The organism is Candidatus Latescibacter sp., assembly GCA_030692375.1.
In the GTDB taxonomy this organism is placed as follows: Bacteria; Latescibacterota; Latescibacteria; order Latescibacterales; family Latescibacteraceae; genus JAUYCD01.
The window spans coordinates 1-16069 of record JAUYCD010000192.1 but is presented as its reverse complement, the minus strand read 5'-3'; the positions used below and the strand labels follow the sequence as shown (position 1 = coordinate 16069).

General features: G+C 52.4%; 15 protein-coding genes, 1 rRNA gene and 2 pseudogenes. 7 read left to right on the top strand and 11 right to left on the bottom strand.

All coding sequences use genetic code 11. The annotated features are described in order from the left end of the window. Positions 1 to 124: 124 nt before the first annotated feature. The 11 genes from Q8O92_11565 to rpmE form a co-directional block, all read right to left on the bottom strand. Positions 125 to 1432, bottom strand: a complete 1308-nt coding sequence (locus Q8O92_11565; GenBank protein MDP2983951.1) for a malic enzyme-like NAD(P)-binding protein — start codon at positions 1430 to 1432, stop codon at positions 125 to 127. Between the two features lie 35 nt (positions 1433 to 1467). After that, positions 1468 to 2148 carry a serine O-acetyltransferase gene (gene cysE, locus Q8O92_11560; protein MDP2983950.1) on the bottom strand — a complete coding sequence of 227 codons (681 nt, stop codon included), beginning with the start codon at positions 2146 to 2148 and terminating at the stop codon, positions 1468 to 1470. 133 nt (positions 2149 to 2281) lie between these two features. Next, positions 2282 to 4123 (bottom strand): ASKHA domain-containing protein, encoded by a 1842-nt coding sequence (locus tag Q8O92_11555; GenBank protein MDP2983949.1) that lies wholly within the window; start codon positions 4121 to 4123, stop codon positions 2282 to 2284. Then, positions 4110 to 4772, bottom strand: coding sequence for an MtnX-like HAD-IB family phosphatase (locus tag Q8O92_11550; GenBank protein MDP2983948.1), 663 nt, complete (start codon positions 4770 to 4772; stop codon positions 4110 to 4112). Before Q8O92_11550 ends, Q8O92_11555 begins: the two co-directional genes overlap by 14 nt. Position 4773: 1 nt before the next feature. Next, positions 4774 to 5589 carry a sulfite exporter TauE/SafE family protein gene (locus Q8O92_11545; protein MDP2983947.1) on the bottom strand — a complete coding sequence of 272 codons (816 nt, stop codon included), beginning with the start codon at positions 5587 to 5589 and terminating at the stop codon, positions 4774 to 4776. Positions 5590 to 5743: 154 nt separating this feature from the next. Further along, positions 5744 to 7543 (bottom strand): S41 family peptidase, encoded by a 1800-nt coding sequence (locus tag Q8O92_11540; GenBank protein MDP2983946.1) that lies wholly within the window; start codon positions 7541 to 7543, stop codon positions 5744 to 5746. Between the two features lie 30 nt (positions 7544 to 7573). Next, positions 7574 to 8467, bottom strand: a complete 894-nt coding sequence (locus Q8O92_11535) for a fumarylacetoacetate hydrolase family protein (GenBank protein MDP2983945.1) — start codon at positions 8465 to 8467, stop codon at positions 7574 to 7576. Between the two features lie 11 nt (positions 8468 to 8478). Further along, positions 8479 to 9345 carry a peptide chain release factor N(5)-glutamine methyltransferase gene (gene prmC / locus Q8O92_11530; protein ID MDP2983944.1) on the bottom strand — a complete coding sequence of 289 codons (867 nt, stop codon included), beginning with the start codon at positions 9343 to 9345 and terminating at the stop codon, positions 8479 to 8481. A 177-nt stretch (positions 9346 to 9522) separates the two neighbouring features. Next, positions 9523 to 10620 (bottom strand): peptide chain release factor 1, encoded by a 1098-nt coding sequence (prfA, locus tag Q8O92_11525; GenBank protein MDP2983943.1) that lies wholly within the window; start codon positions 10618 to 10620, stop codon positions 9523 to 9525. An 8-nt stretch (positions 10621 to 10628) separates the two neighbouring features. Further along, positions 10629 to 11627 (bottom strand): DUF1385 domain-containing protein, encoded by a 999-nt coding sequence (locus Q8O92_11520; protein MDP2983942.1) that lies wholly within the window; start codon positions 11625 to 11627, stop codon positions 10629 to 10631. Between the two features lie 75 nt (positions 11628 to 11702). Beyond that, positions 11703 to 11921 (bottom strand): 50S ribosomal protein L31, encoded by a 219-nt coding sequence (rpmE, locus tag Q8O92_11515; protein ID MDP2983941.1) that lies wholly within the window; start codon positions 11919 to 11921, stop codon positions 11703 to 11705. 389 nt (positions 11922 to 12310) lie between these two features. Between rpmE and Q8O92_11510 the strand changes: the two are divergent. The 7 genes and pseudogenes from Q8O92_11510 to Q8O92_11480 all read left to right on the top strand — a co-directional run. Continuing rightward, a pseudogene (locus Q8O92_11510) lies at positions 12311 to 12484 on the top strand (2-oxoisovalerate dehydrogenase). A gap of 5 nt (positions 12485 to 12489) precedes the next feature. After that, positions 12490 to 12717: pseudogene (locus Q8O92_11505) on the top strand (hypothetical protein). A 111-nt stretch (positions 12718 to 12828) separates the two neighbouring features. After that, positions 12829 to 13014 carry a hypothetical protein gene (locus Q8O92_11500; GenBank protein MDP2983940.1) on the top strand — a complete coding sequence of 62 codons (186 nt, stop codon included), beginning with the start codon at positions 12829 to 12831 and terminating at the stop codon, positions 13012 to 13014. Then, complete coding sequence (locus Q8O92_11495) at positions 13014 to 13220, top strand: 2-oxoisovalerate dehydrogenase (protein MDP2983939.1); 207 nt, start codon at positions 13014 to 13016, stop codon at positions 13218 to 13220. Before Q8O92_11500 ends, Q8O92_11495 begins: the two co-directional genes overlap by 1 nt. Beyond that, entirely contained in the window at positions 13217 to 13459 is a 243-nt protein-coding gene (locus tag Q8O92_11490; GenBank protein MDP2983938.1) for a type II toxin-antitoxin system HicA family toxin, read from the top strand. Before Q8O92_11495 ends, Q8O92_11490 begins: the two co-directional genes overlap by 4 nt. A gap of 52 nt (positions 13460 to 13511) precedes the next feature. Beyond that, positions 13512 to 14966 (top strand): glutamate--tRNA ligase, encoded by a 1455-nt coding sequence (gene gltX, locus Q8O92_11485; protein ID MDP2983937.1) that lies wholly within the window; start codon positions 13512 to 13514, stop codon positions 14964 to 14966. A 365-nt stretch (positions 14967 to 15331) separates the two neighbouring features. Beyond that, a 16S ribosomal RNA gene (locus Q8O92_11480) occupies positions 15332 to 16069 on the top strand; the annotation flags it as partial.

The following is a 16069-nucleotide window of genomic DNA, read 5'->3' as shown; positions in this document are numbered from 1 at the left end:
GCATAAGCGGCGACCCCCTTATCGAAGGGGGTGATAAAGAGTGCTCATAGAAGTAAAATAATGTCGGTGACAAATTCTCCCCTTAATAAGGGGAGATGGCAAAGCCAGAGGGGATCTTTCTTTTCTACTTCATCCACATCTTTTCCACTTTCTTTTCCAATGCCCTGGTATACTCCCCGATATCGATGATCTTTCTTGCCGCCCCATCTTTTATCGCCGACTCGGCCACCGCTGAGGAAGCGCGGACGAACACCCGCCGGTCAAAGGGTTTGGGGATCATATATTCCCGCCCGAATGTAAGATCGATGCCGCCGTAAGCGTTCCGGACATATTCGGGGACTTCCTCGCGGGCGAGTTCGGCGAGAGCCTCCGAGCAGGCGATCTTCATATTCAAAGTGATATCCATTGCCCGCACATCGAGCGCGCCGCGGAAAATGAAGGGGAAGCCCAGCACATTGTTGATCTGGTTGGGATAGTCAGACCGCCCGGTGGCTATCCATGCGTCGTTTCGCGCTATTTTCACCTCTTCGGGGCGTATTTCCGGTTCCGGATTGGCCATAGCGAATATAGCAGGTTCCGGGGCCATGCTCCTGACCATTTCTCCGGTCACCAGGCGAGGCTGGGACACGCCGATGAACACATCGGCGCCCCGGATTACTTCAGCCAGAGAGCGGCAGGGTGTATCTCTGGCGAACTGCACTTTTTGAGCGGTCAGATCGCTTCGTTCTCCGTGGATAACCCCTTTGGAATCGCACATGAAGATGTTCCGCGCGCCGGCGTGACGGAAAAGCTCCCCGATACGGATACCGGCAGCGCCCCCGCCGTTGATGACGATCTTGATGTCGGCCATGTGTTTCCCGGTGAGGAGCAGGTAGTTTTTCAATCCCGCCAGACTGATAATGGCGGTACCGTGCTGGTCGTCATGGAAAACGGGTATGTCGAGCATGTCACGGAGACGGTCCTCGATCTCGAAACATTCCGGGGCCGCCACATCCTCGATATTGATGCCGCCGTACATGACCGCGAGCCGCGCCACGGTATCGACAAAGGCATCGGGATCGCTCCGCCCGGTTAATCCCTGTTGCCGTACCGCGATGAGGGGTACGGGCCAGGCATCTATATCGGCGAAGGCTTTGAACAGAACCGCCTTGCCCTCCATGACCGGAATGGACGCCGCCGCGCCGATATCGCCCAGCCCCAGCACAGCGGTGCCGTCGGTGACCACCGCGACCGTATTTCCCTTGGCGGTATGGGTGAAAGCGCTGTCCGGGTCGGTTTCGATAAGCCGGCAGGCTTCCGCCACACCGGGAGTATAGGCCAGGGAAAGATCTATATCGTTCCTGAGAGGTTTAAGCAGCCCCAGTCCGATCTTTCCGCCGAGATGATACTCAAGCGCCATTTCTTTTGTCAGTTTTATGCGAACCTCAGTCATGTTCCTCTGTGCCTTTGCTCATGTTTTTTCATCCTTCATCCTTCATCCTTGTCTTTTAATTCCGGTGGTTTCTCGCCCTTTTGCCAGCGGTGGATTTCTTCTTCGGCGGTATGAATTTCCTTTTGCAAATCTTCCAGCAATTGGAGTATCGGGTCGGGAAGGAGGTCATGCCGAAGAGTCAGGCTGGTCACCCGCTGGCCTTCCTGTTTGACACACCTTCCGGGAACACCCACCACGGTGCAATCATCCGGCACCGACTGGAGCACCACCGCGTTTGCGCCGATATAGACATTGTTTCCGATCTGAATATTGCCCAGGACCTTGGCGCCGGCGCCGATGACCACGTTGTCCCCGACTGTGGGGTGACGTTTCCCTGTTTCTTTCCCGGTGCCTCCGAGTGTGGCGCCCTGATACATGGTCACATTCCGTCCGATCTCGGAGGTCTCGCCGATGACGACCCCGAAGCCGTGATCGATGAAGAAGCTTCCCCCGATTTTGGCCGCCGGGTGAATCTCGATTGCAGTAAAGAGTCTCCCTATCCACATGACGATGAAAGGGATCACCGGGATATGCAGGCGGTAAAGCAGGTGTGCGATACGATGCAGAAAGATGGCGTGAAACCCGGAGTAGGTCAAAATGACAATAAGAAAAGCCCAGAATCCACGCGCCGCCGGATCACGCTCAAATACCGCTTTGAAATCTTCGATTATCTTCATGGTTTTATTTTACTCCAGCCGTTGAAACTACTGCTTTTGACAAGTAAAGGGGTCTTCCCCTCTATTGCTTGCACCGGGTTCCCTGCTTTTGCAAAGCAAAAGTAGGGTGGTAGAAGGGGATTATGGGGTGAGTTCAAGGAAACAGCATAGTATCCATGAACACTGCCATGAAGTCTGGCAGTGCGGCCAACTCGATGTGCTTTGCTTTTTTCCGTATTCGGTCGGCATCTTTCCGTGTCGAGCGGGAGAGGAGCGCCATCTTCGCCCCGGTGGAAGCAGCATTCCCCACAAACCGGATACGGTCTTCCGGCACAGGAGGCAAAAGCCCGATTCTCTGCGCGCTCCTTTTTCGGATGTTGTTACCGAATGCTCCGGCGAGGAGAATTACTTCGATATCCTCCACGGTTAGAGACATTTCACGCAAAAGAAGGGTGATCCCGGCGCTTATTGCACCCTTGGCAAGCTGAATCTGCCGGATGTCCTTTTGGGTGAGCAGCACCTCTCTCACGGCATCACTGCCGCAGGCCCCGCTTACCAGGAACGCCGGCTGATCATCGACAGTGACGATACGGTCGAGCAGGGGGGGGGAAATCTTTCCCTCCAGCTCCTCACGGCTGAGAAGACGTCCGAGATGGTCCACGATACCGGCGTCCAGGAGTTCGGCCATAAGATCGATGATTCCCGAGCCGCACAATCCAACCGGGGCGGCGCCGCCGATGACCTCACACTCGACTCCCTTTTCCGTAAATCTTACATGTTCGATGGCGCCGTTCGCAGCCCGCATGCCGCAGGAAAGCGCCGCTCCCTCGAGTGCCGGTCCCGCGGCAGTTGAGCACACCATCATGACACCGTCGCGCCGAAGCGCCAGTTCGCCATTCGTGCCTACATCCACAGCAAGCTGTACCGGTCCGGGTTCAAGATAGTCGCAGGCCAGCATCACTCCCACCGTATCAGACCCTACAAAACCTGCGATGTTGGGAAGCACATGGATGTTCCCCCGGGGACTGATGGCTATGCCCGCATCCTGCGCCCTCAGATTAACCGCCGTATCGGTCACAGGCACAAAAGGTATCTGCGAAAGCCCCGAAGGGTCCAGCCCGATAAATAGGTGAGACATGGTGGTATTGCCCACAAAAACCGCCTCATATATCTCTTTGGTCTCGATTCCCGCCTGTTCAGCCGCCTCTGCAATGATTTCGTTTACCACTCCACGGATTTTTTCGGTCATGTCGTTACGGCCGCCATGATTTTCCATGACGAACTTGATGCGGGAAATGGTGTCTTCGCCGTAAACCACCTGCGCATTCAGCCGTGAGGCGTGGGAAAGCTCACGGCCGGTGGTGAGATCTATAACAGTTCCCACTACCGTGGTGGTGCCGATATCGAACGCCATGCCATATTTCCGGGAAGCCGTATCGCCCCTTTCGATCCCGATTATGCGGCCTTCTGCCATCACCGCAGTCACTTTGAAATCCGCCTTCAGGAGAATTGAATGCAGATCCCGCAAGAGATCGATGTCGAATTCACAGCGGTCATCGTGAAGATTCAACGCCCTCTTGACCCGGCAGAGGTCGGCCGCCTGGTCTTCAAGGGTTGGTAAGGGCAGCTCGGTATAGGTCTTGGTAACCGGAGGATCGAGATCGAAGGCGCGTTCGAGGCCGTCCACCAGAATTTTCCCCCCGATAACCCGCATGCCGGGGGAGATCAGGACGCTCATGGGGCGGTCGACATGTGTCTGGCAGGCCAGCCGCATGCCCTGTTTTATTTCCTCTACGGTGAGATACAGAAGATCCGAGGGTCCGGGTCCGGGCGGGTCGGGATGAATTTCTACTGCGCATTTCCCGCAGGTACCCTCTCCGCCGCAGGGCATCTGGACTTTCATGCCCAGCGCCTTCATGACATCAGACAGGAGTTTTCCGGAAAGCGCCTTGATCCTCAGGCCGTCCGGCTGAAACTGTACCTCAAAAGTTTCCAATTCCATTCTCCAGGAAATCAATAACCCCGAAAAAGTCCTTGAAAGGAATGTAAGAAATGCCGGTCCGGTCGCAGTATTCGGCCAGGCCGCGGTGGGCGAACACGACATCCGCACTTCGGACTGCGTATCGGTCGGAATACCCGTCTCCGATATAGAGGACCGTTTCCCCTTCTTTCCGTTCGGACTGGATATGCGAGCGTTTACAGTTGCCGCATCTGCCGCAGCCCTTGCCCGCATGGGGAAACTCCACTCCGAGGGCGCCTTCGGTGAAGTACATATGGTTGGCATAGTAAGGGATTTCGTCGATGCCGTATTTGGCGAGAATGAATTCAATATAATAATCGAGTCCATCCGACAGAATGGTCAAAGGAAAGGTTTTCCGGCGGCAGTAATCCGTAAAATGGATGAATCCCGGTATCAGCGTCTTGGTTTCCAGCTCGAGATCCAGCTTTTCTTTGGTTACCACTACACGAGCGCATTCCCTCAGAAGGCATTCCTGGGAAGAAATTCTTCCCGCTTTCCATTCCTCGATGATATCTCTGTGCCAGCCCTGGTTCAACAGCTCGGGGGGCAGAAACCGCTCGAAGATGCTGTCTCCCACATCTCCCTGGGTTACCGTACCGTCGAAATCAACAAATATTCTGTACATATCAGCTCAACAGTATCCTGAGAGCCAGCGCCAGGAGAAAAGCGCCGAAAATCCTCTGCAGCACTCTGGAATGGGTTTTGGCGTTCAGGCAGGCGCCGAGAGTGGCCGCGGGAATCCCGCCAAGCATGAGCGGAATCGCCGCCGACCACCAAACGTATCCTGTTGACCAGCCCGGCAGAGTAAACTGCATCCCCTGGCCATACCACATGTAAGACAGGGTGGATGCGATTCCGATGAATATGATGATCGAGCTCGAAGTTCCCGCCACAACAGCCACCGGCAGGGCAAACAGGAGGATGAGCGCGGGAATCATGACTATGCCGCCGCCGATGCCGAGAAAACTCCCCAGAAAGCCGGTGACGAATCCAAGGATCAGGAGAAATTTTCCGGACAGGATAGGGCCGCCCTGACGGGGACCGGCCGGTTTGGTTGAGCCTTTCAAAATAATGAGCAGCGAAGATACGATCAGGAGAACGGCAAAGGCTTTTTTCAGCATGACAGGACTTGCCACTGATGCTGCCCAGGAACCTGTTATGGAGCCAAAAACCGCTATCGGGCTCATAATGGCGACAGTCCGCCAGTCCACCCGGCTGTTCCGGTGATGACGCAGCGCCGCCGAGATGGAAAAGGCGGTTACCAGGAACATGTTGGTTCCGAAGATAATTTTCACCAGATCAGGGGTGGTAACTCCCAAAGCCGGGTAGAGAATAAGACAAACCGGAGTAAGGATCGCGCCGCCGCCGATACCGAGGTATCCCGCACCAAAACCGGCGACCGCTCCGGCAAGTAAAAGTTCCAGAATATATATCAACGGCATGAAAAGGTTTTGTTCTCCCTGGAATTAAACAGCATAGACAATATCTATGAAGGAGAAATAGATCCTGAAACAAGTTCAGGATGACGTCATGCCGAACTCGTTTCGACATCTATTCCATACAGATACGTAGAGCGATATGACGCCTCGTAACAAATCAGTCATGCTTTATGCCGGTTTTCATCCCCGGAGAGAGCAGGGTGTGGTACATCTGCTCGTTGTGCAGAACCTCGATGGCTTTCTGAAGCTGAACGTCCCAGTCCTTCGAGGCGATGGTGCGCTCTTCAGCGCCGAATTTGGCGGAAGCGATTTCCCGCTTCAGGATGCGTTTGATCGTATCCTTGTGGCTGAAGAAATCCTCATTGCGTTTGGCAGCAACGGCTTTTTCCAGGCTGTCGATCATTTTGAAGATGTCGCCGTCATAATTGTCCTGTTTCAAACTATTCCGGAATTTGTCGAGACTGGCTTTGCCGGGAATAACATATTCAAAAAGGAGAACTCGCTTATTGAGTTCAGCATCGAAATCGGAACATGTGTCAGTGTAGGCTTTGAACTGGTTCAGTAGATCATCGGTCACCGTGAACGTATCCTGGAGATCCGGATGGGTTTCGCAGTATTCCACCGCGAAATCAAAAAAGATGCTCTGACTGAACAACTGGCTGACAATGTTCCCCACCGGTTTTTCCTGGACGATAATATCGGGGGTAATGCCGCCTCCTCCGAACACGATACGTTTGGCATCGGTATAAAATTGGGGACTGTTTGTTTTTATTTTTTTCAGGCTGTCGGGTGAAACGGTAGTTCCGAGAGTGTCGGTCATTTCCCTCTCTTCGTCTGTAGAAGCAACCGCCGTAAGCTCCTCCATCTTGCGCACTTTATGGATCAGACGGCCGGATGGTGTATAGTAATGAGCAGTGGTAAGTTTCAGTCCGGTGCCTTCCGGCAGATCGTCATACACAGTTTGAACAGAGCCTTTTCCGAATGTTGTTTCGCCGATGATCACCCCGCGTTCGTGATCCTGGATCGCCCCGGCCACGATTTCGGAGGCGGACGCGCTTCCCTGGTTTACCAGCACAACCAGATGCATATTCGGTAATACTTTGGGGGAATCTTCCGCTTTGAATGTGAGACTGTCGTCAGGGGTTCTCCCTTTCGTATACACGATAACCGAATTTTTTGGGAGAAATTTATTGGAAACCTGCTGCGCTTCGGTAAGAAGGCCGCCGGGGTTGTTCCGAATATCAAGGATAATGCCTTTTGCCTTGGCGGAGTCAAGTCTGGCAATGGCTTTGTCCATCTCCCTTGAAGCTTCCTGGTTGAACCGGCTCAGCTTGATATACCCGATGTCATCCTGGATTATTCCGGCATAGAGAACATTGGGAAGAGGGATAATCTCTCTTGTAAGTGTCAGCGCAAAGATGGGATGATTCCCCCGCATGATCTTTATATGGACCTGTGTATTCTCCTTTCCGCGAAGCATACCCACCACATCGGTGAGGTCCATACCTTTTGTATTCTTGCCTTCGATCTCACAGATCAGATCACCGGTGCGCATGCCCGCTTTAAGCGCCGGCCCCCTTTTTATCGGATACGCCATGACACAGGGATAATCCCGTCGCACTCCGATCTCGATACCGATTCCGCCGAACTTTCCTATGGTTTCATCATGAAGCTGTTTGAAATCCCGGGGATCGAAAAACGATGAATAGGGGTCGAGCTTTTTGAGAATGCCGTCAACCGCGTTTTTGGACATATCCCAGGCGTTGGTCGGCTCCACATAGCTGGTGAGAACCCGGTTGTACACCTTTGAGAACAGTTCATACCCGTTATCGGCATCCTTGATTATCGAACCGCCGGCAGCTCCGCTGACCTCAAGGATAAACAGCATGACACTGATTATCAGGGCGGCAAGAGCCATATTCAGAAAAAGGATTTTTCTCTGTTTTCTACTATCCATACACTACCTCCATGTGAACTGCTGAGCCTCTTAGGGCTCGACAACAGGATTCGACAGTACGCCGATCCCGGTACAGGTTATTTCAATTCTATCCCCCGGGTCGAGGGAGCCAACCCCTTCCGGGGTTCCGGTCGATACTACATCTCCCGGCTCCAGGGTCATAATTTTTGTAATATACTCAATGATAACAGGAATACTGAAAATCAGATCGCGCGTATTCCCATCCTGTTTCAATTGTCCGTTCACCCGGCTCTGCACTCCGAATTCAGGCGGCTCTTTTTCCGCTCCCGCCAAAAGCACACAGGGTCCCATGGGAGAAAACGTATCGAAATTCTTCGACGGCATCCAGGGGAGCGACCGTGCCAGGTCTTTTGTTTGAATATCGCGCGCGGTCACATCGTTCAGGCAGGTATAGCCGGCCACATATTCCATCGCCTCCGAGGCGGGTACATTTTTGGCGGTCTGCCCGATGATGAATGCCAGCTCGGCCTCGTAACTCAGGCTTCCGATCCAGGCGGGCTTTACAATCGGCGCACCCTGGCCGATCACGGTGGAAGGCCATTTGCCGAAAAGAACCGGCGCATCCGGGATGGTATGACCCATCTCGCGGATATGACTATGGTAATTCCTTCCCAGGGCAATGATCTTTCCCGGATTGACCGGAGGGTTTATTTCATATTCCCCGGCGACAGTCAGATCGGATTTCAATCCGTGAGCGTCAACAAAAGCCATGACCGCGCCAACATATTCCGCTGTAAAAAGATTATCCCAGATCAATTCTTCAATATCACGAATCGGTTCACCGAAATAGTTGTCCCGTGAAATCTCATAATAGGCAATCGCCCGTGTCAGATCCACCAGAGCGCCGTCATCCTCGAAACCCAGAAAATCCTCCTCATCTTTTGAGAGAGAGTAAATCCGCATATCTTTCTCCTTCATATAAGAATGGCCCTGACCAGACGTTTCCGGCCCGCCATATCCCTTATTATTTCCACCGATGCATAGTTACCTGTATGTTCCAGAATCTGCTGTACAAGGTCTGCCTGGTCTTCTCCGCATTCGAGGAGGAGAAGCCCCCCCGATTTCAGATGACGGTGCGCACCCTCCGCGATGCTTCTCAGATACCGCATGCCGTCCCCTCCGCCGTCCAGGGCCATCAGCGGTTCATAGCGACAGATTTCCGGCTGGAGCGTAACGATATCCCCTGACGGGATATAGGGCGGATTGGAGAGGATCGCATCGAAAGGCCCGAGGCCGGCGATCCCATCCAGCATGTCTCCTTTGACCAGCGTGACCGACCGTTCCAACTGCAAGGCACAGGCATTCTCTTCAGCGAGCCGGAGTGCATCATCAGACTGGTCTACCGCCACCACCAAGGCTTCAGGGATTTCCCGGGCTACGCTCAAGGCGATCACGCCCGTTCCGGTTCCCAGGTCTACAACAAGGGGCTTTTCCCTCCCCCGGAGAAACTCTATCGCGGAACCGACAAGGATTTCCGTCTCCGGCCGCGGCGCGAGGGCGCGGCGATCGGTTTTTACCTTGAGCTCCCGGAATTCGGTCGAACCGGTCACGTACTGGAGAGGTTCATGCACCAGCCTCCGCCGGTAAAGAGCGCGGAAAGTATCCCGCTCCTCTTTGCCGAGAGGACGGTCAAATACCAGGTACAGTTCCAAACGGCTCATGCGGAGCACACTGCCAAGCATACGTTCCACTTCCAGCCGTGCATTTTCAAAACCCCTGCTTTTCAGATGATTGGAAGCCGCCGTGATCAGATCAACCACCCGCAGGGTTTCTTCAGCCATAGGAATATACCGGTTCCTTCACCCGTCTCAAAAGGCTTGTGAAAAAACTGTTTAATTGGTAGATGCCGAAACGGTTCGTTCCCGCGAAGCGGCAACAAGTTCGGCATGACGTCATCCTGAACTCGTTTCAGGATCTTAATGATAATAAAAACCAACTTTTTCACAAACCTTTAAGATTTATCTTTTTTCATACTGGTGCAAAGGCTCCTTCGTCTGTTCTTCCAGGGCGCTTTTCTGATCCTCGATCCGGATGGCATCGATCATATCATTCAAATCACCTTCCATGATACGGTCAAGCTTGTAAAGGGTAAGGTTGATGCGGTGATCGGTAAACCGGTTCTGGGGAAAATTATAGGTCCTTATTTTTGCCGACCGGTCGCCGGTGCCGACCATGGAACGACGGGCGGCGCTTCGGCTCTGCTGCTGCTCGGTGATGGCTCTGTCCAAAAGACGGGCGCGGAGAACTTTCAAAGCCTTGGTTTTGTTCTTGAGCTGGCTCTTTTCATCCTGGCAGGTAACCACGATCCCGGTGGGGATATGGGTCACCCGCACCGCCGAGTCGGTGGTATTGACACTTTGCCCGCCGGGGCCGCTTGACCGGTAAACATCGATTTTCAGATCGTTCGAATTAATCTCGATGTTCACATCCTCTGCCTCGGGCATGACCGCCACCGATGAGGCAGAGGTATGGATTCTGCCCTGGGATTCCGTGGCCGGGACCCGTTGCACACGGTGCACTCCGCTCTCGTACTTGAGATGTGAATATACATTCGAGCCGGAGACGGAGAAAATGATTTCCTTGAACCCCCCCTTTTCCGAGGGAGTGGAGGAGAGCGCCTCCACAGTCCATCCCATGGCGTCGGCATAGTGCGTGTACATACGGTAAAGGGCGCCGGCGAAAAGAGCGGCTTCTTCCCCGCCGGTTCCGGCCCGTATTTCCATGATGATGTTTTTTCCGTCCATGGGATCGGGCGGCAGAAGCAGTATTTTCAGTTTTTCTTCAAGCAGCGCCATCTCTTTTTCGATAAACTCGATCTCCGAGCGGGCAAGCCCGATCATTTCCGGATCGGTTTCCTCTTCCAGAAGGCTTTGGGATTCGGCGAGCTGACTCTGGAGTTTTTCATACCGTCCGAATATCTTGACCCTGTGTTCAAGGTCGGCGCGTTCCTTGGCTATTCTTGAGAGAAGGGGAGGATTGGCAATTACTTCCGGAGAGGAAAGCTGTTCGCCCAGCCTGGTATAATGATCGTATATTTTTTTTATATTAGCCAGAATATTCATGCTCACGATACCAACTTCTCTCTTTGCAGGGCGGCGTTCAATGCACAAAGTGCAACTTCCAGCATGCTGTCATCCGGTTCCGCCGTGGTCATGGTCTGCAGCAGCAACCCCGGCGCCACCATGAGTTTGACCAGACGGTTCGCCCGGAATTTCCCCGAAAGTTTCAGGAGTTCGTATGAACCTCCCGCGACGAAGGGCAGAAGCAGCAGATGGGTGGCCAGCCGCTCCAGATAACTCTGCAGATGGCCGAATACCAGGGGAAAAATCGAATCGGATATTCCGAACAGTAAAATGCTGAAGATGGCCACAATCAAAATGAACGAAGTGCCGCACCTTGGATGGAAACGGCTCCGTGAGCGTGCCGATTCAACATTGAGAGCGCTCGATGCTTCCAGGGCGTAAATGCTCATATGCTCGGCGCCGTGATACTGAAATACCCGCCGTATGTCCGGCAGCAGTGAAATGAGATAAATATAGAGGACGAACAGAAAAAGCCGTATACTTCCGGCAACCAGGTTGAATACCAGAGCGCCTTTGGCCAGACCGAGCAGGGTGGCGATAAAAATCGGCAGGGCGAAAAAAATGCCCATAGCCGCCGCGATCGCGAAAAGCGCCGATCCCCAGAGCATTACTCCGTTCCAGAATGCGCTGTTCTCTTTTTTCCCTTTGGGGTTGGTACGATCATCATATTGTATCTGGATATCGGCTGACCAGTTCAGTGTCTCAAGGCCGATAACCAGCATCTCAAAAAAGTTTATCGCTCCCCGCACTATCGGTATATTCAGATAGGAGTGGCGTTTTACAAAGGATATATACTCGCGCTTTTTCAGCTCGATGCTTCCGTCCGGAAGCCTGACTGCTGTGGCGATGACCTGGGGAGAGCGCATCATCACTCCTTCAATTACCGCCTGCCCGCCCACGTTCAAATCCACCGTATCTTCATAAGAAACCGAAAATGGGCTTTTCTTTTCTATGGCAGGTGTTTCCGGTGTTTCGTTCAATAAAATCTCCCTTTCAAGTAAAAAAATGAGGCCAATCCGTTCGGAAAGGCCTCCATTCTCCTGAGCGAATAAAGTCTACTTATCAACGGATTCTTCTTTGAGACCATATTTCCTTCGGAAACGTTCCACTCTTCCTGCGGTATCCACAATTTTCTGTTTTCCGGAATAAAACGGATGGCAGGCGGAGCAGATTTCTACATGCATATTGCCGCCGGTAGAGCAGGTTTTAACAACGTTACCGCATCCGCAGGTGATGGTTATTTCCTGGTATTTGGGGTGTATTCCCTTTTTCATGATTGAATCTCCCGATAGAGTCTATATCGTTCCGACAGTGACCGGAACACAGCGTTATATTCATTCAAGAACTTTATAATATAATTCTTATGTTTTTATTAGTCAAGAACAAACATGCCCTGAAACAGTGAGTTTTATCTGAAACAGCAACCCTTTTTTCTTGCCCGGAGATTGACGGCGGCTGATAAGAATAACCTGTTGCTTTTCAGGATAATCTCATGCATTTTTCTTTGAAGGAATATAGATGATCCGGCAAAAAGTGTTACAAAGAAATCAGTTATGTCGAAACCTCACCCGGCCTAAGGCCACCCTCTCATAAAAAGGATAGGGTAAGAACAAGGCGCATAATGAGTTACCCCCTCTCATGACTAGGAGAGGGAACAGGGGGTGTGGTAAAGAAACACCAGGCCCGCGCGGTAGACTAGTCGATCTAAACACAGGCTGATGACATGACCGCATTACGCGAAGCTGTGCGTGATGCTGTCGTATGTCACTTTCCCGAAATGGAGCGCCCGAAAATCGTTCGGCTGCATCAGGTGCATGACGAGGTTTTGGTATTATGAAACTTCCGCATTCCCTTGAAGTACTCACCGGCTGCCGCCTTGAGCCGAGTTTGTCGAACGCTGCTCCCGGCAGCCGGGTACAGTTCGAACGGCTGGGGTATTTCTGCGTGGATACTGTAGACACAGCGCCGGGACGGCTCGTGTTCAACCGGACAGTGACACTGAAGGATGAGTGGGAGAAGAATCAAGAAAAGAGGTTCTTCTCCAAATTAGTAGGAGATGAATCTGTTTAAATGTCTTGCCACAATGTAATACATGATGATATTTTATCCGTATAGTTTTAAAGACGAATGATCGTAGGATTCCGGCAATAAAGACAATTTGTAATAGATATGGAGGTATCTATGTCAGAAGAATTAAAAAAGCTGCTTGAAGCTGCGCGTCATGTTGAAATTTCTTCTCCTGATGCCGAACGTCAAAGACGGAGTTTTGCTTACGGAAATACAAAATTTGAGAATGAGCGGATCACTCGGGTGACGGTTGATAGAGCTGCGGAGGAATTGAAACAGCAAAATGGCAAGAAAGACTGATGACCGAAATCCTTTTTCTCATCGAAGAAGATCCGGATGGCGGATTCACCGCCCGCGCGGTAGGCGAGTCGATCTTTACACAGGCGGATGACATGATCGCATTACGCGAAGCTGTGCGTGATGCTGTCGTATGTCACTTTCCTGAAATTGAGCGCCCGAAAATCGTACGGCTGCATCAGGTGCACGACGAGGTCATGGTGTTGTGAAACTCCCGCGAGACGTTTCTGGGGATGACTTGATTCGAGCTCTTTCCCATATGGGATATACCCCTACTCGTCAGACAGGTTCCCATGTTCGGTTGACAACCGACCACGGGGGTGTTCACCACATCACCATTCCACTCAATGATCCGCTGAAAATAGGAATGTTGAACGCCCTGGTAAAAGACATTGGCGAGCACCACGGCCTGACACGCAATGAGGTGTTATCACTCTTATTTCAATAAGTTGGCGCTTGCTTCTAATAACGGCAATTCAATAAAGTTTGTAAGGAAATGTATGTACCATCCCGAACGTCTCCGTTTTGCCCCCTCCCCAACCGGCGACCTTCATGTCGGCGGTGCACGGGCGGCGCTTTTCAACTGGCTTTACGCCCGCAAGACAGGCGGGAAATTCCTTTTGCGCATCGAGGACACCGATGTCGAGCGCTCCTCCGAAAAATTCCTGGAGTCAATTCTTGACAGCCTGCAGTGGCTCGGTCTTGCCTGGGATGAGGAGCCGGTTCGCCAGTCAGAGAGAGGCGAATTGTATCGCGGGGCGGTAGCAAAACTGCTCGAAGAGGGTTCCGCGTATCGCTGTTTTTGCACAAAGGAGGAACTGGAGGCGGAACGGACCGGAAATCCGCAGGAGTTGACGTTCCAGTATTCCGGCAAATGCCGCTGCCTTTCGCCGGAAGAGATTGGCCGCCATATGAAGGAAGGCCGTCCCTTTACGGTGCGATTCCGTGTTTCGCCCGGCCAGACTTCGTTCAGCGACCTCGTGCACGGCGTTACCACATTCAATAACGACACGATCGGGGATTTCATCATCGCACGCGCCGACGGCAGCCCGGTGTATCTTCTCGGGGTGGCGGTCGACGATGCAGACATGGAAATCACCCTGGTCATGCGGGGAGACGATCATATTTCGAACACCCCCAAGCAGATTATGCTCATGAAGGCTTTGGGGCATGAAATTCCCCGGTTTGCCCACCTTCCCCAGGTTCTGGGGCCGGACAAGAAAAAGCTGTCCAAACGTCATGGCGCTGCTTCGGTCATGGAATACCGAAACATGGGTTTCCTTGCGCCCGCGCTGGTGAATTTTCTTGCGCTGCTTGGATGGAATCCGGGGGATGACCGTGAGAAAATGAGCGTTGAGGAACTCGTTCAGGCCTTTTCCATAGATGGAATCGCCAAAAAGAGCGGGGTGTTCGACATCAAAAAACTCGAATGGCTGAACGGCCTGTACCTGAATGAACTGCCCGCGGAAGAGATTCTGATTCTGGCCATGCCCTACTTCATCCGGGAAGGATTCGTTCCCCCGGGCGGCCGTAAGAAGGAGCGCGAGTACCTGCTCAAGATCATCCATCTCCTGAAAGAACGGTGCCGGATTCTTCCGGATTTCGCCAGTCAGAGCGTTTATTTTTTCAGGGAACCGGAATCGTATGAGGTAAAAGGGGTGGAGAAATACTTCGGAAACCGGGAGGCAGCGGACTTTCTTGATACCCTTGCCGACCGTTTCGAGGCGCGCGGTGTTTTCACTGAAAAAGCCGCCGAGGATTCGGTGCGTGAACTTGCGGAAAAACTTGATCTCAATCCGGGGAAACTGATACATTCAACCCGCCTGGCGGTTACCGGGGTCACTAATGGTCCGGGACTTTTCGAGCTGCTCGTTCTTGTCGGAAAGGAACGGGTGGTTGCACGGTTACGCCGGGCAGTGCATTTCATCCGGGAACGACACATTACCGGATGTTAAAAATAATTATTGACATTCTCATGATAGAGAAGTTATATTATAAATCTTGTCGAAAAAATCGGGTAAGCAAAGATACAAGGTAATTTTACGATGCTTTCAGTAAAAAAGAATTCAGAAAAGATTAAAAATTACTTGATTTTATAAAACTGATTGAGTATAATTGATATCCCTGAGCGAAAAAAGCGATGGGGTACAAAGTATGCTTCCGAAAAAGTTCGGAGGCTATACAGTGTTCTTTGAAAAGTGAATAACGTGCGTAGACTCATATAAGTCAGCAGGTCCTCTCAGAAGGAGCGTAAGCTCTGGAATGAGTAGACAGTTAATTGACCCAAAAGGTCAGGTTCTCATATGAAAATTATAAGAATCATATGGAGAGTTTGATCCTGGCTCAGAACGAACGCTGGCGGCGTGGATTAGGCATGCAAGTCGAACGTGAAGGGACCCTTCGGGGTTCCGTAAAGTGGCAAACGGGTGAGTAACGCGTGGGAAACCTACCCTGAGGTTGGGGATAACACTTCTAACGAGGTGCTAATACCGAATACGGTCGATTGTCCACATGGACGGTCGATCAAAGGCGGCCTCTGTTTACAAGCTGTCGCCTTTGGATGGTCCCGCGTCCCATTAGCTAGTTGGTGAGGTAACGGCCCACCAAGGCTATGATGGGTAGCCGGCCTTAGCGGGTGTCCGGCCACACTGGAACTGAGACACGGTCCAGACTCCTACGGGAGGCAGCAGTCGAGAGGCTTCCACAATGGGGGAAACCCTGATGGAGCGACGCCGCGTGGGTGATGAAGGTCTTCGGATCGTAAAGCCCTTTCAGCAAGGAAGAATGTACGGGTGCTAATATCATCCAGTGCAAGACGGTACTTGCAGAAGAAGCTCCGGCTAACTCCGTGCCAGCAGCCGCGGTAAGACGGGGGGAGCAAGCGTTGTTCGGATTTACTGGGCGTAAAGGGCGTCTAGGCGGATTAGTCAGTCAGGTGTGAAACCCCCCGGCTCAACCGGGGACCGGCATTTGATACTACTAATCTTGAGTACGGAAGAGGAAAGCGGAATTCCTGGTGTAGCGGTGAAATGCGTAGATATCAGGAAGAACACCGGTG